The 17,393-nt window shown below is 69.6% G+C and carries 16 protein-coding genes, 1 rRNA gene and 1 riboswitch; of the genes, 12 read left to right on the plus strand and 5 right to left on the minus strand.

Annotation, left to right across the window (positions count from 1 at the left end):
- The 11 genes from rrf to ABZ624_RS11010 form a co-directional block, all read left to right on the plus strand.
- A 5S ribosomal RNA gene (gene rrf, locus ABZ624_RS10960) occupies positions 1 to 95 on the plus strand; the annotation flags it as partial.
- Positions 96 to 202: 107 nt separating this feature from the next.
- The gene (locus ABZ624_RS10965) at positions 203 to 811 is read left to right on the plus strand and encodes a CDP-alcohol phosphatidyltransferase family protein (RefSeq protein WP_360085225.1); all 609 of its coding nucleotides are present in this window, start codon (positions 203 to 205) and stop codon (positions 809 to 811) included.
- 113 nt (positions 812 to 924) lie between these two features.
- Positions 925 to 3,420 carry a mannose-1-phosphate guanyltransferase gene (locus ABZ624_RS10970; RefSeq protein ID WP_360085228.1) on the plus strand — a complete coding sequence of 832 codons (2,496 nt, stop codon included), beginning with the start codon at positions 925 to 927 and terminating at the stop codon, positions 3,418 to 3,420.
- 135 nt (positions 3,421 to 3,555) lie between these two features.
- A complete protein-coding gene (locus ABZ624_RS10975) occupies positions 3,556 to 4,473 on the plus strand; it encodes a DUF881 domain-containing protein (RefSeq protein ID WP_360085231.1) in 918 nt (305 codons plus the stop codon).
- A complete protein-coding gene (locus ABZ624_RS10980; protein WP_003988855.1) occupies positions 4,470 to 4,802 on the plus strand; it encodes a small basic family protein in 333 nt (110 codons plus the stop codon). The genes ABZ624_RS10975 and ABZ624_RS10980 overlap by 4 nt, the downstream gene beginning before the upstream one ends.
- 5 nt (positions 4,803 to 4,807) lie before the next feature.
- Positions 4,808 to 5,674 (plus strand): DUF881 domain-containing protein, encoded by an 867-nt coding sequence (locus ABZ624_RS10985; protein WP_360085234.1) that lies wholly within the window; start codon positions 4,808 to 4,810, stop codon positions 5,672 to 5,674.
- A gap of 190 nt (positions 5,675 to 5,864) precedes the next feature.
- Positions 5,865 to 6,698 carry an FHA domain-containing protein gene (locus ABZ624_RS10990; RefSeq protein WP_360085237.1) on the plus strand — a complete coding sequence of 278 codons (834 nt, stop codon included), beginning with the start codon at positions 5,865 to 5,867 and terminating at the stop codon, positions 6,696 to 6,698.
- 44 nt (positions 6,699 to 6,742) lie between these two features.
- Positions 6,743 to 7,480 carry a MerR family transcriptional regulator gene (locus ABZ624_RS10995; protein WP_360085240.1) on the plus strand — a complete coding sequence of 246 codons (738 nt, stop codon included), beginning with the start codon at positions 6,743 to 6,745 and terminating at the stop codon, positions 7,478 to 7,480.
- An 86-nt stretch (positions 7,481 to 7,566) separates the two neighbouring features.
- Complete coding sequence (locus ABZ624_RS11000; RefSeq protein WP_026253112.1) at positions 7,567 to 8,040, plus strand: bifunctional nuclease family protein; 474 nt, start codon at positions 7,567 to 7,569, stop codon at positions 8,038 to 8,040.
- 228 nt (positions 8,041 to 8,268) lie between these two features.
- Positions 8,269 to 8,913 (plus strand): MerR family transcriptional regulator, encoded by a 645-nt coding sequence (locus ABZ624_RS11005; protein WP_360085243.1) that lies wholly within the window; start codon positions 8,269 to 8,271, stop codon positions 8,911 to 8,913.
- Positions 8,914 to 8,966: 53 nt separating this feature from the next.
- Entirely contained in the window at positions 8,967 to 10,379 is a 1,413-nt protein-coding gene (locus ABZ624_RS11010) for a DNA polymerase IV (RefSeq protein WP_360085246.1), read from the plus strand.
- On the opposite strand, the gene ABZ624_RS11015 is transcribed toward ABZ624_RS11010, so the two are convergent.
- Positions 10,301 to 10,672, minus strand: coding sequence for a PRC-barrel domain-containing protein (locus ABZ624_RS11015; RefSeq protein ID WP_360085249.1), 372 nt, complete (start codon positions 10,670 to 10,672; stop codon positions 10,301 to 10,303). The two genes, ABZ624_RS11010 and ABZ624_RS11015, sit on opposite strands and share 79 nt — an antisense overlap.
- A gap of 119 nt (positions 10,673 to 10,791) precedes the next feature.
- A riboswitch (glycine riboswitch) is annotated at positions 10,792 to 10,886 on the plus strand.
- 172 nt (positions 10,887 to 11,058) lie between these two features.
- On the opposite strand from ABZ624_RS11015, the gene gcvP reads away from it, so the two are divergent.
- A complete protein-coding gene (gcvP, locus tag ABZ624_RS11020; RefSeq protein WP_360085251.1) occupies positions 11,059 to 13,944 on the plus strand; it encodes an aminomethyl-transferring glycine dehydrogenase in 2,886 nt (961 codons plus the stop codon).
- Between the two features lie 54 nt (positions 13,945 to 13,998).
- On the opposite strand, the gene ABZ624_RS11025 is transcribed toward gcvP, so the two are convergent.
- Genes ABZ624_RS11025 through modA form a run of 4 tightly spaced genes read right to left on the minus strand, consistent with a single transcriptional unit; the run spans position 13,999 to position 17,312 of the window.
- Positions 13,999 to 14,418, minus strand: coding sequence for a TOBE domain-containing protein (locus tag ABZ624_RS11025; protein ID WP_360085254.1), 420 nt, complete (start codon positions 14,416 to 14,418; stop codon positions 13,999 to 14,001).
- Positions 14,419 to 14,446: 28 nt separating this feature from the next.
- Positions 14,447 to 15,640: an ABC transporter ATP-binding protein gene (locus tag ABZ624_RS11030; protein ID WP_360085257.1), complete on the minus strand. Its 1,194-nt coding sequence runs from the start codon at positions 15,638 to 15,640 to the stop codon at positions 14,447 to 14,449.
- Positions 15,637 to 16,497 (minus strand): molybdate ABC transporter permease subunit, encoded by an 861-nt coding sequence (gene modB, locus ABZ624_RS11035; RefSeq protein WP_360085260.1) that lies wholly within the window; start codon positions 16,495 to 16,497, stop codon positions 15,637 to 15,639. The genes ABZ624_RS11030 and modB overlap by 4 nt, the downstream gene beginning before the upstream one ends.
- The gene (gene modA, locus ABZ624_RS11040) at positions 16,494 to 17,312 is read right to left on the minus strand and encodes a molybdate ABC transporter substrate-binding protein (RefSeq protein WP_360085263.1); all 819 of its coding nucleotides are present in this window, start codon (positions 17,310 to 17,312) and stop codon (positions 16,494 to 16,496) included. The genes modB and modA overlap by 4 nt, the downstream gene beginning before the upstream one ends.
- Positions 17,313 to 17,393 lie beyond the last annotated feature (81 nt).

A 17,393-nucleotide genomic window follows, 5' to 3' on the forward strand; every position in this document is an offset into this window, starting at 1 on the left:
AAACGCCCGGTTACATTCCGAACCCGGAAGCTAAGCCTCACAGCGCCGATGGTACTGCAGGGGGGACCCTGTGGGAGAGTAGGACACCGCCGAACTCCTTTTACAGCTCCGGCTCTTGGGTACTGCCCAGGGGCCGGAGCTTTTTTGCGTTGAGGTAGGGTCAGGGGGCATCGTTGGCTCATTTCGCACAGGAGGCTCCCGGGTGGAGGTCCAGGAGACCCGTGTCCAGACGGACCGGGTCCTCACCATCCCCAACATCCTCAGCATGGCACGGCTCGTCGGCGTACCCCTCTTCCTGTGGTTGATCCTCAGGCCCGAGTTCGGGGGCCCCAAGAGCGACGGCTGGGCTCTTCTCGTGCTGGCTTTCAGCGGGGTCAGTGACTACCTGGACGGCAAGCTCGCCCGGCGCTGGAACCAGATCAGCAGTCTCGGCCGGCTTCTCGACCCCGCCGCCGACCGGCTGTACGTGCTTTCCACACTGGCCGGTCTCACCTGGCGGGAGATCCTCCCGGTCTGGCTGACTGCCCTCCTGCTGGCGCGAGAGCTGATGCTCCTGGTGATGGTGGGCATCCTCCGGCGTCATGGCTATCCGCCGCCGCAGGTGAACTTCCTCGGGAAAGCCGCCACGTTCAACCTGATGTACGCCTTCCCGCTCCTGCTCCTCAGCGACGGACACACTTGGATCGCGTCACTCGCTGCTGTTTTCGGATGGGCGTTCGCCGGATGGGGTACAACCCTCTACTGGTGGGCAGGAGTGCTCTACGTGGTACAAGTCCGCCGATTGGTTCGCGCGGACACCATGGCCGATTGAGCTCGGCGATTGTCCGGACGTACGCCTCGATGGCCCGTGGTGGAAAAGTGCGGGACAATCTGGACGGGTGAAGTCGGCTAGACCGTCGTCTCTTGGAGGAGGACGCTTCCGACATGAAGGCCGTCGTGATGGCCGGGGGCGAAGGCACCCGCCTGCGCCCCATGACCTCTAGCATGCCCAAGCCGCTCCTGCCCGTGGCCAACCGCCCGATCATGGAGCATGTGCTACGGCTGCTCAAAAGGCACGGGCTCACCGAGACCGTAGTCACCGTCCAGTTCCTGGCCTCGCTCGTCAAGAACTACTTCGGCGACGGCGAAGAGCTCGGAATGGAGCTCACTTATGCCAATGAGGAGAAGCCACTCGGTACCGCCGGAAGCGTCAAGAACGCCGAAGAGGCGTTGAAGGACGATGCCTTCCTCGTCATCTCCGGCGATGCCCTGACCGACTTCGACCTCACGGAGCTGATCAATTTCCACAAGGAGAAGGGCGCGCTGGTCACGGTCTGTCTGACCCGGGTGCCCAATCCGCTGGAGTTCGGCATCACCATCGTCGACGAGGAAGGCAAGGTCGAGCGCTTCCTGGAGAAGCCGACCTGGGGGCAGGTCTTCTCCGACACGGTCAACACGGGCATCTACGTCATGGAGCCCGAGGTGTTCAACTACGTCGAACCGGATGTTCCGGTCGACTGGTCCGGCGATGTCTTCCCGCAATTGATGAAGGAAGGCAAGCCGGTCTACGGCTTTGTCGCCGAGGGCTACTGGGAGGACGTCGGCACCCACGAGAGCTATGTGAAGGCTCAGGCCGACGTGCTCGAGGGCAAGGTCAACGTCGACATCGACGGCTTCGAGATCTCGCCGGGTGTGTGGGTGGCGGAGGGCGCCGAGGTGCATCCCGACGCCGAACTGCGCGGGCCGCTGTACATCGGCGACTATGCGAAGGTCGAGGCCGGCGCCGAGATCCGTGAGCACACCGTCGTCGGCTCGAATGTCGTCGTCAAGAGCGGCGCCTTCCTGCACAAGGCCGTCGTGCACGACAACGTGTACGTGGGACAGCACAGCAATCTGCGTGGCTGTGTCGTCGGAAAGAACACCGACATCATGCGTGCCGCGCGGATCGAGGACGGCGCGGTCATCGGTGACGAGTGTCTGATCGGCGAGGAATCGATCGTCCAGGGCAACGTCCGCGTCTATCCCTTCAAGACCATCGAGGCCGGTGCCTTCGTCAACACCTCCGTCATCTGGGAGTCCAGAGGACAGGCCCATCTGTTCGGCGCCCGTGGAGTGTCCGGCATCCTGAACGTGGAGATCACACCGGAACTGGCCGTACGGCTGGCCGGCGCCTACGCCACGACCCTCAAGAAGGGCACCACGGTCACCACGGCCCGTGACCACTCCCGAGGCGCCCGCGCGCTCAAGCGGGCGGTCATCTCCGCCCTGCAGGCCAGCGCCATCGACGTACGAGACCTGGAGAACGTGCCGCTGCCCGTGGCGCGGCAGCAGACCGCGCGCGGCAGTGCCGGCGGCATCATGATCCGCACTTCGCCGGGTGTGCCGGACTCGGTCGACATCATGTTCTTCGACGGCAACGGCGCCGACCTGTCGCAGGGCAGCCAGCGGAAGCTGGACCGGGTGTTCGCGCGGCAGGAGTACCGACGGGCGTTCCCCGGTGAGATCGGCGACCTGTACTTCCCGGCCAGCGTCTTCGACTCGTACACCGGGTCGCTGCTGCGGAATGTCGACACGACGGGGATCGCCGAGTCGGGTCTGAAGGTCGTCGTCGACGCCTCGAACGGCAGTGCCGGGCTGGTGCTTCCCAGTCTGCTCGGCAAGCTCGGTGTGGACTCCCTGACCATCAATCCCGGTCTCGACGAGTCCCGGCCCACGGAGACGGCCGAGATGCGGCGCAACGGTCTGGTCCGGCTCGGCGAGATAGTGGCGTCCTCGGGGGCCGCGTTCGGTGTCCGGTTCGACCCCGTGGGCGAGCGGCTGTCGCTCGTGGACGAGAAGGGCCGGATCATCGAGGACGACCGCGCGCTGCTGGTGATGCTGGACCTGGTGGCCGCGGAGCGGCGCAGCGGCCGGGTGGCGCTGCCGGTGACCACGACCCGGATCGCCGAGCAGGTGGCCGCCTACCACGGCACCCAGGTCGAGTGGACCACCACCTCGCCCGACGACCTCACACGGGTCGGCGGCGAGGAGGGCACCATCTTCGGAGGTGACGGAAAGGGCGGGTTCATCGTCCCCGAGTTCAGCAGTGTCTACGACGGCACGGCGGCCTTCGTACGGCTGATCGGGCTGGTGGCGCGCACGCAGCTCACGCTGAGCCAGATCGACGCGCGGATCCCGCGGGCGCATGTCCTCAAGCGGGACCTGGCCACGCCGTGGGCCGTCAAGGGTCTGGTCATGCGCCGGGTGGTCGAGGCCGCCGGGGATCGTTTTGTCGACACGACCGACGGTGTGCGGGTCGTGGAGACGGACGGACGCTGGGTGATGGTGCTGCCGGACCCGGCCGAGGCCGTCACCCATCTGTGGGCCGAGGGGCCCGACGACGCCTCGGCGCAGGCCCTGCTCGACGAGTGGTCGGCCGTCGTGGACAGCGCCGGGCGGTAGGGCCGGAGGACAAGGGAGTCCACGCCACCGGACGGCAGAACCCACGCACGCGCGCGTGCCGGACAAGTGTCCCCAAGGGGGCCTGTCCGGCACGCGGGCGGGGCCATTCGGAGGTACTGGTCGCGACATGCGACGATGTGCGGCATGCCGCAGCAACCCCCCGTTCGGAGCAGCCCCACGCGGCCGCAGCGCCCGGACGCCTCCATGTCGTTGATCACCAACGTCATGGACCACAGCCTCGACGACGGGTACGCCGAGGCCGCCGCCCGGAAGAAGTCCCAGGGCGAGGGCGGGCTGCCCAAGACCCTCAGGGCGAAGCTGGGCCTCGCGGCCGGGCTCGTCCTGGCGGCGCTGGTCGTGACCGTCGGTGCGGCCCAGACGCGGGCGGCGGCGCCCGTGGTGGCGAAGGAGCACCAGGAACTGATCGACCGCATCGACAGCGAGACCGCGGCCGCGGACAAACTGGAGGGCACCGTCGACACGCTCCGGGACGAGGTCGGCGCGCGCCAGCGGGCGGCGCTGAAGTCGAGCGGCGGCAGCCCGAAGGCGGACCTGGTGGACGTTCTGTCGGGCGCCACCGCCGTCCACGGGCCGGGTGTCAAGCTCGTCGTGAACGACGCCAAGGAGGCCAGCTCCGGCGGTGACGGCACCAACCCACGGGAGACCTCGGGGTTCTCCGACACCGGCCGGGTGCGCGACCGGGACATGCAGCGCGTGGTCAACGGGCTGTGGGAGTCCGGCGCGGAGGCCGTCTCCATCAACGGGCAGCGGCTGACCGCCCTGTCCGCGATCAGGGCCGCGGGGGACGCGATACTGGTCGACAACAGGCCGCTGGTGCCGCCGTACACGGTGCTGGCGGTAGGGGGCGGGGACAGCTTGAGCAACGGGTTCCAGAACAGCGCCGACGGCCTGTACCTGCATGCCCTGGAGCAGGACTTCGGCATCCGCGCCACCATCTCCGTCGAGCGCGACGTACGGTTGCCCGCCGCACCCAGTGTGATCGTACGCACAGCACAGCCGAGCACCGAGAAGACTGGGAAGGGCACATCGTGATCGCCGTACTGGGCCTCGTCGTGGGAGTCGTGGCCGGCCTGTTGGTCCGGCCCGAGGTTCCGGCGGTTGTCGAGCCTTATCTGCCGATCGCCGTCGTGGCGGCACTGGACGCCGTGTTCGGCGGTCTGCGGGCCATGCTCGACGGCATCTTCGACGACAAGGTCTTCGTGGTGTCGTTCCTGTCGAACGTGGTCGTCGCCGCGCTGATCGTGTTCCTGGGCGACAAGTTGGGCGTGGGCGCGCAGCTGTCCACGGGTGTCGTGGTCGTCCTGGGCATCCGGATCTTCTCCAACGCCGCGGCGATCCGGCGGCACGTGTTCCGGGCGTGACACCGATGAGCGAACAGAACGAGCAGCCGGACAAGCCGGACAAGCCGGATAACCCGGAGCAGCCGGAGAACAGGCTGCGCAAGGAGCTGCCCAAGGAGGTGCCCGCGCGGGTACCGGAGCCGGCGCCCGCGCAGCGGACGCAACAGCCGCTGACCGGCCGGCAGCGGCTGGTCAAGGGGCTGTGGCCGCCGCGGGTCAGCCGGGCCCAACTCATCGTCGCGCTGTTGTTGTTCGGCCTCGGCTTCGGTCTGGCGGTGCAGGTGGCGTCCAACAGCGACAGCGACAGTGCGCTGCGCGGCGCACGTCAGGAAGATCTTGTTCGCATCCTCGATGAACTGGATTCGCGTACTCAGCGTCTTGAGGACGAGAAGCAGGGACTCGAAAAGCAGCGCCAGGAACTGCAGAGCAGCTCCGACCGGGCCGCGGAGGCCCGCAAGCAGACGGCCGAGAAGGAGAAGCAACTCGGCATTCTGGCGGGCACCGTGGCGGCGCAGGGTCCCGGCATCACGATGACGATCGAGGACACGAAGGGGACGGTCAAGGCGGACATGCTGCTCGACGCGATCCAGGAGTTGCGCGCGGCCGGTGCGGAGGCGATCCAGGTCAACGGGGTACGGGTGGTCGCGGGCACCTACTTCACGGACTCCGGCAAGAGTGTCGGCGTCGACGGGAACAAGATCAACGCTCCCTATCGTTTCAAGGTCATCGGCAAGCCGCAGGACCTGGAGCCGGCGTTGAACATCCCGGGAGGCGTGGTGCAGACGCTGGAGAAGGAGCAGGCCACGGTGACCGTCGAGCAGTCGGACAAGATCGTCGTGGACGCCTTGCGGCAGGCGAAGCGGCCTGACTACGCTCGGTCGTCCTCCCAGTGAACCGGCGGTGCATGGGCGACGTCCGGCAGGGGCATGAGGTTGCGGGGGGTCGGCGCACCGAAGAGGTGGTGCGTGATGGAAACTGTCTGGTGGATACGGACGTTGTGAGAATGTCCGGCTCGGCCGGTGTAGGCAATCAGGGTTCGTCCTGCCCCACGGGCGGGTCTGTTTCGGTCAAGGGGAATCGCCCGTGAAGTTGTTTGCGAAGTTGTTCGGCAAGAGCGCACGAGAGGGCAGCGGCAGCAACGCGACCGCTCGGCATCGCGCACAGCCTGACGCAGAGGGCCAGCGCCCGCTGTTCCGGGACCAGGTCGCTGGTCCGGGCGGTGACATTTCCGGAGGTCAGGGCGGGGCGTCGGTTGACCCTGCCCAGTCCGGCGGCATAGGTTTCGGGCAACCGTCAACCTCAGGTGCGGGCGGAGGGTTCGCCCCCGGTCCGTACGCGTCCCATGCCCCGGCGGGGCAGCCGCAGCAGGAGGATCCGTCCATGTCGGCCCTGGTGTGTACGAGGTGCGGTAACCGCAATGCGGAGAACGCGCGCTTCTGCTCCAACTGTGGTGCGCCACTGCGCCCGGGAGTGGCGCCGGAGCGTGCCTCCGAGACGACGTCCACGATCTCGATCTCCGGTCTGGAGGCCTACGACTCCGAGGTCACCGGCCAGACACAGATGCCGATGCTGTCGCCGGAGGCACAGGCCGCGGTGGACGCGCTGCCGCCGGGCTCGGCGCTGCTGGTGGTGCGCCGGGGACCGAACTCGGGCAGCCGCTTCCTGCTGGACAGCGACTTGACCACGGCGGGCCGTCATCCGCAGAGCGACATCTTCCTGGACGACGTCACGGTCTCGCGTCGGCACGTGGAGTTCCGGCGCTCGCCGGACGGCTCCTTCACCGTGGCCGACGTGGGCAGTCTGAACGGCACGTACGTCAACCGCGAGCGGATCGACCAGGTCGCTCTGTCGAACGGTGACGAGGTGCAGATCGGCAAGTACCGGCTGGTGTTCTACGCGAGCCGGCAGGGCATCTGACCCGCCCCCGGACCGGCGTCCGGGGGGATTCCCAGGGAAGTTCCATGCTTCAAACACCGAGCGGCGGTGCCGGAAGCGGTACCGCCGCCAGGGACAGTGGGCTGATGAGCATCGGCACGGTGCTGAACGTGCTGCGCGACGAGTTTCCCGAAGTCACCATCTCCAAGATCCGTTTCCTGGAGTCCGAGGGGCTCATCGAGCCGCAGCGGACCCCGTCGGGGTACCGCAAGTTCAGCGCCGGGGATGTCGAGCGCCTGGCTCATGTGCTGAGGATGCAGCGGGACCACTATCTGCCGCTCAAGGTGATCCGTGAGCGGCTGGACGCCCTGGAGCGGGGCGAGGCCGTCCAGCTGCCCCTCGTGGGGCGTCAGCGCACCGGGGAGGACGTTCCGGAGTCGCCCGGCGCGCCCACGGTGGCCCGGGTGGGCAGGGCCGAGTTGCTGGCGGCGGCGGACATCGACGAGGGGGAGCTGAAGGAGTGGGAGTCCTACGGGCTCATCGCTCCCCTGGAGGACGGGGTGTACGACGCCGAAGCGGTCACCGTGGCCTCGCTCGTCGCCGAACTGGGCCGGTTCGGGATCGAGCCGCGCCACCTCCGGGTGATGAAGGCCGCCGCCGATCGCGAGGCCGGACTCGTCGACCAGGTGGTCGCCCCGCTCAAACGCCACCGCAACCCGCAGACCAGGGCACACGCCGAGGCTCGTACGAAGGAGCTGGCGGCGCTCACCGTGAAGCTGCACGCGGCGCTCGTGCAGACCGCTCTCGGCGTGCGGCTGCCCTGAACTCCGGCGGCTCCCCGGCGGCCGGATCGGGCAGCTGTTCCCGGCCCGACTACCCAAACGTCCCGGGCACGGCCTAGGGTTGCTGTGTGAACGAGCTCGATGTCGTAGGTGTCCGGGTCGAAATGCCCTCCAACCAACCGATCGTGCTCCTGCGCGAAGTGGGAGGCGACCGTTACCTCCCCATCTGGATCGGGCCGGGGGAGGCGACGGCGATCGCCTTCGCCCAGCAGGGCATGGCCCCCGCCAGGCCACTGACCCACGACCTGTTCAAGGACGTGCTGGAGGCCGTCGGCCAGGAGCTGACCGAAGTACGCATCACCGATCTGCGGGAAGGCGTCTTCTACGCGGAGCTGGTCTTCGCCAGCGGCGTCGAGGTCAGCGCCCGCCCCTCCGATGCCATAGCGCTGGCCCTGCGCACCGGAACGCCGATCTACGGCAGTGACACGGTGCTGGACGACGCCGGCATCGCCATTCCGGACGAGCAGGAGGACGAGGTGGAGAAGTTCCGCGAGTTCCTCGACCAGATCTCGCCCGAGGACTTCGGCACCAGCAGCCAGTGATCATGAGCAGCCGGTGAGCGCCGACCCCCGATGAGACGGGCATGTGCCACCGGCCATTGAGAGCGTCCTACGGCTTCCCCGAACGCATTCGGCTAGCCTTTCCCCGCGGCGGGACACGGGAAACCACTCCTAGGGTGATTATCACTCGGCGTGCCGAGTGTGGCGATCGTTGACGCACCCCTGGTGACTGCCTACCGTCGTGAGGGCAGGTCAAGGACGGAGGTCGGCGTGAGAACCAGCGGCGACGGTACGGCTGGGGGTGCTCCCGTGCGTGGTTTCGGGGAGAGCGGTCCGTACCCGGTTCACAGCGGCGCGGTGGATCACGCTCCGCACCGGCCGACGGCGGTGCCGAACGGCGGAGGGGCGGCGTCCATGACATCCGAGCAGATCGGCTATCGCGGGCCCACGGCCTGCGCGGCCGCCGGCATCACCTACCGACAGCTCGACTACTGGGCCCGCACCGGCCTGGTCGAGCCGAGCGTGCGGCCCGCCTACGGGTCGGGCACGCAGCGGCTGTACAGCTTCCGGGACGTGGTCGTCCTGAAGATCGTGAAGCGGTTCCTGGACACCGGGGTCTCGCTGCAGAACATCCGCGCGGCCGTGCAGCACCTCCGAGAACGCGGTTTCCGTGACCTGGAGCGGATGACCCTGATGAGCGATGGGGCCACGGTCTACGAGTGCACCTCGCCGGACGAGGTACACGCCCTGCTCCAGGGCGGTCAGGGGATCTTCGGGATCGCCGTCGGCGTGGTGTGGCGGGACGTGGAAAGCGCGCTCTCCCAGCTGCACGGCGAGCGCATCGACACGGGCGAGACCCTCGTCGGGCACAACCCCGCGGACGAGCTGGCGCGGCGCCGCAACCGGGCGGTCTGACGCTGCTCCTTCCGGGGCGGGCATTGTCAGTGCCGTGGTGCAGCATCGGAGATGTGAGAAACGCGCCCACGATCCTGCATCTCGACATGGATGCCTTCTACGCCTCGGTGGAGCAGGCATCCAAGCCGAGCCTGCGCGGGAAGGCGGTCGTCGTGGGCGGCCTCGGACCACGCGGGGTGGTGGCCACCGCGTCGTACGAGGCCCGGGTCTTCGGGGTCCACTCGGCGATGCCCATGGCCCAGGCCCGCCGGCTGGCACCCAACGCCGCCTATCTGGTGCCGCGCTTCACTCTGTACCGGGCGATCAGCGAACAGGTGATGGCGCTGCTGCGGGAGCTGTCACCGCTGGTGGAGCCGCTCAGCCTGGACGAGGCGTTCGTGGACCTGGAGGCCGGGGGGACGGCCTGGGACGAGGAGTCGGCGCGGCTGGCCGGGATCAGGCTCCGCGCGGATATCCGGGCGGTCACCGGGCTCACCGGATCGGTCGGGCTCGCCGCCTCCAAGATGCTCGCCAAGATCGCCTCCGAGCAGGCCAAGCCGGACGGCCTGGTAATCATCGAGCCGGGGTCCGAGCGGGCCCTGCTGGGGCCCATGCCGGTGCGGACCCTGCCCGGGGTCGGCCCGGCCACCGGCGACCATCTGCGCAGAGCCGGGATCACCACGGTCGGGGAACTGGCGGAGGCGGGCGAGGACGAACTGGTCCGGTTGCTCGGCAAGGCTCATGGGCACGCGCTGTACGCCATGGCCCTGGCCGATGACGAGCGGCCCGTGGTGGCCGAGCGCGAGGCGAAGTCGGTGTCGGTCGAGGACACGTACGACGTGGACATCCATGACCGGCTGCGGATCGGCCTCGAGGTGCAGCGGCTCGCCGACCGGTGTGTGGGGCGGCTGCGCGGGGCCGGGCTGTCGGGGCGGACCATCGTGCTGAAGGTGCGGCGGTACGACTTCTCGACGCTGACCAGGTCGGAGACGCTCAGGGGGCCGACGGACGATCAGGCGGTCGTGCGGGAGGCGGCCGCGCGGTTGCTGGACTCCGTGGACACCACGGGCGGGGTACGGCTGCTCGGCGTGGGTGTTTCCGGGCTCGCCGACTACACCCAGGAGGACCTGTTCGCGCAGGCGTTGCCCGCACGGGCGGCGGAGACGCCGGAGGAGGTCGTGGCTGAGGCCGTTGTGGTGCAGCCGGAGCCGGTCGAAAAGCACTGGCGTGCCGGGCAGGACGTGCGGCACGCCGAGTACGGGCCTGGGTGGGTGCAGGGGAGTGGGCTGGGGCGGGTGACCGTGCGGTTCGAGACTCCGCAGTCCCCTCCGGGGCGGGTGCGGACGTTTTCTGTCGATGATCCTGCGCTGGAGTCCGCCGATCCGTTGCCCTTGGTTTGGGAGAGCGATCAGCTCTCCTCCGACCCCGCCAGCTTGCCGAAGTCGTGGTCCGGGACCGACGGGGGCGGGGTCACGTCGAGACCGTAGTGGTGGTAGAGCTGGAGTTCCTGATCGGGGGAGAGGTGGCGGCCCACGCCGAAGTCGGGAGCGTCCTTGATCAGGGCGCGGTCGAAGGGGACGTGGAGGGAGCCTTCGATCAGTTCGCTGGGCTCCAGGGGGACGAAGGCGTCCCGGGAGAACAGGCCGGTGCGTATGGCCGCCCACTCGGGCACACCGGTCGCGTCGTCGAGGTATACCTCGTCGATGGTGCCGATCTTGGTCCCATTGCGGTCGAACGCCTTGCGGCCGATCAGGTTGCGCGGATCGATCTCGGTCTGCACGGTCCCTCTACCTCCTTCTGGTCGCAATACATCCGTAAGCACTACGAAAGAGCACATTCAGGGAGGCGGCCACTCGAAGGCTCGGGCGTTGACCTCGCTGGTAGGCTGACAACGGCTGCTGACCCCGTGCGGGAGAGTCCTCCGACCACCTCGGAGGCGCCGAAGGAGCAACTCCTCCCCGGAATCTCTCAGGCTCACGTACCGCACGGACGAGGTCACTCTGGAAAGCAGGGCGGGTGTCAACGGCTTCCGCTCTCACCGACGGTGAAAGCCGGGGCTCTCGGGTCCCGGTGAAGCTCTCAGGTTGAGATGACAGAGGGGGAGGCCGTCCGGGCACCCGCGCCGTGGTGCCCTCGAAGGTCGCGTCAGACCAGGAGGCCTCCGCAATGACCGCCCACCGCATTCCGCTCTCGGAGCTCGAAGCGGGCATCCCGTTCGAGCAGCGCCACATCGGGCCCGACCAGGAGGCGCGGGCCAAGATGCTCGCGCACGTCGGCTACGGCTCCCTCGACGAGCTGACCGCCGCCGCGGTCCCGGATGTGATCAAGAACGCCGACGCCCTCGACCTGCCGGGTGCCCGCACCGAGGCCGAGGTGCTCGCCGAACTGCGCTCGCTCGCCGACCGCAACCAGGTCCTCGACTCCATGATCGGCCTCGGCTACTACGGCACCTTCACCCCGCCGGTCATCCTGCGCAACGTCATGGAGAACCCGGCCTGGTACACCGCGTACACCCCGTACCAGCCGGAGATCTCCCAGGGGCGGCTCGAGGCCCTGCTGAACTTCCAGACCGTGGTCGCCGACCTCACCGGTCTGCCCACCTCCGGCGCCTCCCTGCTCGACGAGGGAACGGCCGCCGCCGAGGCGATGGCTCTGTCGCGGCGCATGGGCAAGAACAAGAAGGGGCTCTTCCTGGTCGACGCGGACGTGCTGCCGCAGACCATCGCCGTCATCGAGACGCGCGCGGAGCCGACCGGTGCCGAGGTCGTCGTCGCCGACCTCAGCGAGGGCATTCCGGCCGAGGTGGCCGAGCGGGAGATCAACGGCGTGCTGATCCAGTACCCGGGAGCCTCCGGCGCCGTACGGGACATCAAGCCGGTCATCGACCAGGCGCACGAGCTGGGCGCCCTGGTCACCGTGGCCGCCGACCTGCTCGCGCTGACCCTGCTGACCTCGCCGGGCGAGCTGGGCGCGGACATCGCCGTCGGTACGACCCAGCGCTTCGGTGTGCCGATGGGCTTCGGCGGTCCGCACGCGGGTTACATGGCCGTGCACGAGAAGTTCGCACGCAGCCTGCCCGGCCGCCTCGTGGGCGTCTCGGTCGACGCCGACGGCAACAAGGCCTACCGGCTCGCGCTGCAGACCCGTGAGCAGCACATCCGCCGGGAGAAGGCCACCAGCAACATCTGCACCGCGCAGGTGCTGCTCGCCGTGATGGCCGGCATGTACGCCGTCTACCACGGGCCGGAGGGCCTGCAGACCATCGCCCGGCGCACGCACCGGTACGCCACGATCCTCGCCGCGGGCCTGAAGGCCGGCGGTGTCGAGATCGTCCACGACGCCTTCTTCGACACCCTCACGGCGCGCGTGCCCGGCAGGGCCGCCGAGGTCGTCGCCGCCGCCCGGGACAATGGCGTCAACCTGCGGCTCGTCGACGCCGACCACCTCTCCCTCGCCTGTGACGAGACGACCAAGCGGGCCCAGCTGGCCGCCGTCTTCTCCGCCTTCGGTGTCGAGGGCGACATCGAGGGGCTGGACGCGAGCGCCGAGGACACCCTCCCCGAGGCGCTGCTGCGCACCGACGCCTACCTGACCCACCCGGTCTTCCACCAGTACCGCTCCGAGACCGCGATGCTGCGCTACCTGCGCAGGCTGGCCGACCGCGACTACGCGCTCGACCGGGGCATGATCCCGCTGGGCTCCTGCACCATGAAGCTCAACGCGACCACGGAGATGGAGCCGGTCACCTGGCCCGAGTTCGGCCAGCTGCACCCCTTCGTCCCGGCCGAGCAGGCCGAGGGCTACCTCACGCTCATCCGCGAGCTGGAGGAACGTCTCGCCGAGGTCACTGGCTACGACAAGGTCTCCCTGCAGCCGAACGCCGGTTCCCAGGGCGAGCTGGCCGGTCTGCTGGCCGTACGCGGCTACCACCGCGCCAACGGCGACGAGCAGCGCACCGTGTGCCTCATCCCGTCCTCCGCGCACGGCACCAACGCCGCCAGCGCCGTGATGGCCGGCATGAAGGTCGTCGTCGTCAAGACCGCAGAGGACGGCGAGATCGACGTCGATGACCTGCGGGCCAAGATCGAGCGGTACCGTGACGAGCTGGCGGTGCTGATGATCACCTACCCGTCGACGCACGGTGTGTTCGAGGAGCACGTCGCCGACATCTGCGCTCAGGTGCACGAGGCCGGCGGCCAGGTGTACGTCGACGGCGCGAACCTCAACGCCCTGGTCGGCCTAGCCAAGCCCGGCCACTTCGGCGGTGACGTCTCGCACCTGAACCTGCACAAGACCTTCTGCATCCCGCACGGCGGCGGCGGCCCCGGCGTCGGCCCGGTCGCGGTCCGCGGGCACCTGGCGCCGTACCTGCCGAACCACCCGCTGCAGCCGGCGGCGGGCCCGGAGACGGGCGTCGGCCCGATCTCGGCCGCGCCCTGGGGCTCCGCGGGGATCCTCCCCATCTCCTGGGCGTACGTCCGCCTCATGGGCGGCGAGGGTCTCAAGCGCGCCACTCAGGTGGCCGTGCTCTCGGCGAACTACATCGCCAAGCGCCTGGAGCCGCACTACCCGGTGCTCTACACCGGCCCCGGCAACCTGGTCGCGCACGAGTGCATCATCGACCTGCGTCCGCTGACCAAGGCGACCGGCGTGAGCGTGGACGACGTGGCCAAGCGCCTGATCGACCACGGCTTCCACGCGCCGACCATGTCCTTCCCGGTGGCCGGCACGCTGATGATCGAGCCGACCGAGTCGGAGGACATCACGGAGCTGGACCGGTTCTGCGACGCGATGATCGCCATCCGCGCGGAGATCGAGAAGGTCGGCTCCGGCGAGTGGCCGGCGGAGGACAACCCGCTGCGGGGCGCCCCGCACACGGCCGCCGCGCTCGGCGGTGAGTGGACGCACGCCTACAGCCGCGACGAGGCCGTGTTCCCGGCCGGTGTCTCGGCCGCCGACAAGTACTGGCCGCCGGTGCGCCGTATCGACCAGGCCTTCGGCGACCGCAACCTGGTCTGCTCCTGCCCGCCGCTGGACGCGTACGAGGACTGAGCGAGCGGTGGTTCTCAGGGCCCCGTCCGGTTTCCGGGCGGGGCCCTCGCCGTGTCAGTCCGTCGCCAGGGACACCTCGGTCGCCTTGATGAGAGCGACCACGTCGGAGCCCACGAAGAGGCCCAGGTCGGTGGCGGCGTCCTTGGTGATGGCCGCGGTCAGTTCGCCGCCGGGGACGGAGATCTTCACGGAGGCCATCGCGTCGCCGGTGGTGAGGCCGACTACCGCGCCCGGGAGCTGGTTGCGGATCGACAATCCCTCGACGCGGTGCGTGGCGAGGGAGACCTCTGTCGACTTCACCAGGGCCCGCACGGGAGAGCCGGGAGCGAGGGCGAGGTCCTCGGCGGACTCCTTGGTGATGGCCGCGGTGAGGTTCTGCCCGCCCTCCAGGCGGAGCTTGACGGTGGCCATGGCCTCGCCCGACTGGATCGCGGTCACCGTGCCGGGGAGCTGGTTACGGATGCTGAGTGTCATGGGCACTCACGCTAGAGCGCCCGCCCGATCAGGCCGGGTATGCGTGTGTCTGCGTCGCTTTGACCGTCGCCCAGACGGATGCGCCGGGGCGAAGGTCGAGGTCGGCGGCGGCGAGTGTGGTGAGGTCGGCGGCGAGGGAGAGTTCACCGCTGAGGTCGGCGCGGATCTGGTCGCCGTGCGTCTCCAGTCCGGCCACCTCGCAGCGCCAGAGGTTACGGGCACTGGCTCCGGTGGGCCGGTCCCGGAACAGGGTGACGGCGCTGGGCGGGAACGCCACGAAGACCGGGCCGGACAGGTCTTCCGTGGTGGTGATCGCGGGCCCCGCGTCGAGCCGTACCGTGTGCCGGTCCGCCTGTCCCCGGTAGAGGTTGAGGCCGACGAGCTGGGCGATGTAGTCGGTGCGCGGATGGCGTGCGATGTCCGCCGGGGTGCCCTCCTGGACGACCCGGCCGTGCTCTATGACGACCAGCCGGTCCGCGAGCACCATGGCGTCCAGCGGATCGTGTGTGACGAGGACGGCGACCCCTTCGAACTCGGCGAGGTGGCGGCGGAGTTGGGCGCGCACCTCCAGGCGGGTGCGGGCGTCGAGGGCGGCGAGCGGTTCGTCCAGGAGCAGCAGCCGGGGATTGACGGCCAGCGCGCGGGCGAGCGCCACGCGCTGGGCCTGGCCGCCGGAGAGGCGGCGGGGCTTGGCGCCCGCGTGGCCGGCGAGGCCCATGCGGTCCAGCCAGGCCGCGGCCTGGGCGCGGGCCTCGGCCTTGGTCATGCCCTGGCAGCGCGGGCCGAAGGCGACGTTGTCCAGGGCGGAGAGATGGGGGAAGAGCAGGTAGTCCTGGAAGACCACGCCGACCGGTCGGGACTCCGGGGGGGTGCGGTCCAGGGCCGCGCCGTCGAGGCGGAGATGGCCGTCGGTGAGGGGGGTGAGGCCGGCGAGGGCGCGCAGGGCGGTGCTCTTGCCCGCGCCGTTGGGGCCGAGGACGGCGACGACGTCTCCGGGGGCGGCGGTGAGGGTTACGTCCAGGCGGAATGCGGCTCTGTCGACGAGCAGGTGGGCGTCGAGGCCGGCTGTGGGCGGGTGCGGGTGCGGGTGTGTGGTGGGGTGCCGGGCTTCGGCCGGCTTCGGGTTCCCGCCCGCACCACCCGGGCGGCTGCCGTCGTCGGCTCCGGGTGGCCCCTTCGGGGGCTGAGCCCCGTGCGGGGCTGTGGGGTGGGGGTTTGTCATGATGTTGTCATCCAACGGTCTCTGAGGCCGGCCAGCACCGCGATCGACACCGTCAGCAGGACCAGGCTGAGGGAGAGGGCGGCGTCGGGGTCGTTCTGCAGGGCCAGGTAGACCGCGAGGGGCATGGTCTGGGTGCGGCCGGGGAAGTTGCCGGCGAAGGTGATCGTCGCCCCGAACTCGCCGAGTGCCCGTGCCCAGGCCAGGACCGCGCCCGCGGCGATACCGGGCGCGATGAGCGGCAGGGTGACCCGGCGGAACGCGGTGAACCGGGACGCGCCGAGCGTGGCCGCCGCCTCCTCGAAGCGCGGGTCGGCCGCCCGCAGGGTGCCCTCGACGCTGATGACCAGGAACGGCATCGCGACGAACGCCTCCGCGATCACGACTCCGGTGGTGGTGAACGGCAGGGTGATCCCGAACCAGGCGTCCAGCCACTTGCCGATGACCCCGTTGCGTCCCAGGGCCAGCAGCAGGGCCACACCGCCGACCACCGGCGGCAGGACCAGGGGCAGGGTCACCAGGGCTCGTACGAGGCCCCGGCCGGGAAACTCCGTACGGGCCAGCAGCCAGGCCAGCGGCACGCCCAGCACGAGGCTCACGGCCGTCGCCGCGGTGGCGCTGACCAGGGACAGCTGGAGCGCCTGCCACACCTCCGTGCTGGTCAGCTGGTCCGGCAGGCTGCGCCAGGGAGCGCGCACCAGCAGCGCGAGCAGCGGCAGCAGCAGGAACGCCAGCGCCAGCACGCCCGGCAGCAGCAGCGGCAACGGCACCCCGCGCCGGCCCCCCGCGCCGACGTGCCGGCGCCGCGGACGGCCCGTGCGGGGGCCGGCCGCGACGCCGGGTTTGTGGAGCGAGGTCACGGCTTGAGGAACCCGGCCTCGCTCAGCACCTTCTGGCCCTCGGCGGACTGCACGAGGGCGATGAACGCCTTGGCGGCCTCGGCGTTCTGCCCGTTCTTCAGCTGGACGATCGGGTACGCGTTGACGGCCTTGGCGGACTCGGGGAACTCCACGCCCTCCACCTTGCCACCCGCCGCCTTCACATCGGTCTTGTAGACGACCGCGGCGTCGGCCTCCTTCAGCTCCACCTTGTTCAGGGCGCTCTTGACGTCCTGCTCGTAGGAGACCGGAGTGAGCTTGAGCTTGGCGGCGTCCAGGGCCTTCTGCGCGGCGGCGCCGCACGGCACGGTCTTGTCGCACAGCACCACCTTCAGACCGGACTTGGTCAGGTCCTTCAGGGAGGACACCTTGTCCGGGTTGCCCGGCAGGGTGGCGATCTCCAGCTGGTTGCGCACGAAGGTGGCCGGGGTGCCGACCGCGTCCTTCTTGTCCGTCACGATCGCCATGGTCTTGGGGCTGGCGGCGGCGAAGACGTCCGCCGGGGCGCCGCCGGTGATGCTCGCGGCGAGGGTGTCGCTGCCGCCGAAGTTGAAGCTGACCTTGGTGCCCGGGTGCTGCTGCTCGAACTCCTTGCCCAGCGTCGTGAAGCTCTCCTTCAGGGAGGCGGCGGCGAACACGGTGACCGTGCCGGAGAGCTTCGGTGCCGCGGAGCCGTTCTTGGCCGGCTTGGCGGAGGAGTCGGTGGAGGAGGAGCAGGCGCTGAGTGCCATCAGGGCGGCGGCTCCCGCACCGGCCAGCTGCAGCATTCGCCGGGTCCGGCGCACGGAACGGGTCATCACGGATCTACTCCTCTGGTTCTGTGGAACAGCTGTCGCGCCCTGTCACGGCCGGGGGCACCGGCCGTGCGGCGATGATAC

Source organism: Streptomyces sp. NPDC007205 (assembly GCF_040634095.1).
Classification (GTDB): domain Bacteria; phylum Actinomycetota; class Actinomycetes; order Streptomycetales; family Streptomycetaceae; genus Streptomyces.

Coding starts and splice junctions, on each gene's coding strand:
- gcvP (WP_360085251.1), top strand. CDS start 11,059: ATGACCGCCCACCGCATTCCGCTCTCGGAGCTCGAAGCGGGCATCCCG.
- modA (WP_360085263.1), bottom strand. CDS start 17,312: ATGACCCGTTCCGTGCGCCGGACCCGGCGAATGCTGCAGCTGGCCGGT.
- ABZ624_RS10985 (WP_360085234.1), top strand. CDS start 4,808: ATGAGCGAACAGAACGAGCAGCCGGACAAGCCGGACAAGCCGGATAAC.
- ABZ624_RS10970 (WP_360085228.1), top strand. CDS start 925: ATGAAGGCCGTCGTGATGGCCGGGGGCGAAGGCACCCGCCTGCGCCCC.
- ABZ624_RS11030 (WP_360085257.1), bottom strand. CDS start 15,640: ATGACAAACCCCCACCCCACAGCCCCGCACGGGGCTCAGCCCCCGAAG.
- ABZ624_RS11025 (WP_360085254.1), bottom strand. CDS start 14,418: ATGACACTCAGCATCCGTAACCAGCTCCCCGGCACGGTGACCGCGATC.
- ABZ624_RS10995 (WP_360085240.1), top strand. CDS start 6,743: ATGCTTCAAACACCGAGCGGCGGTGCCGGAAGCGGTACCGCCGCCAGG.
- ABZ624_RS10975 (WP_360085231.1), top strand. CDS start 3,556: ATGTGCGGCATGCCGCAGCAACCCCCCGTTCGGAGCAGCCCCACGCGG.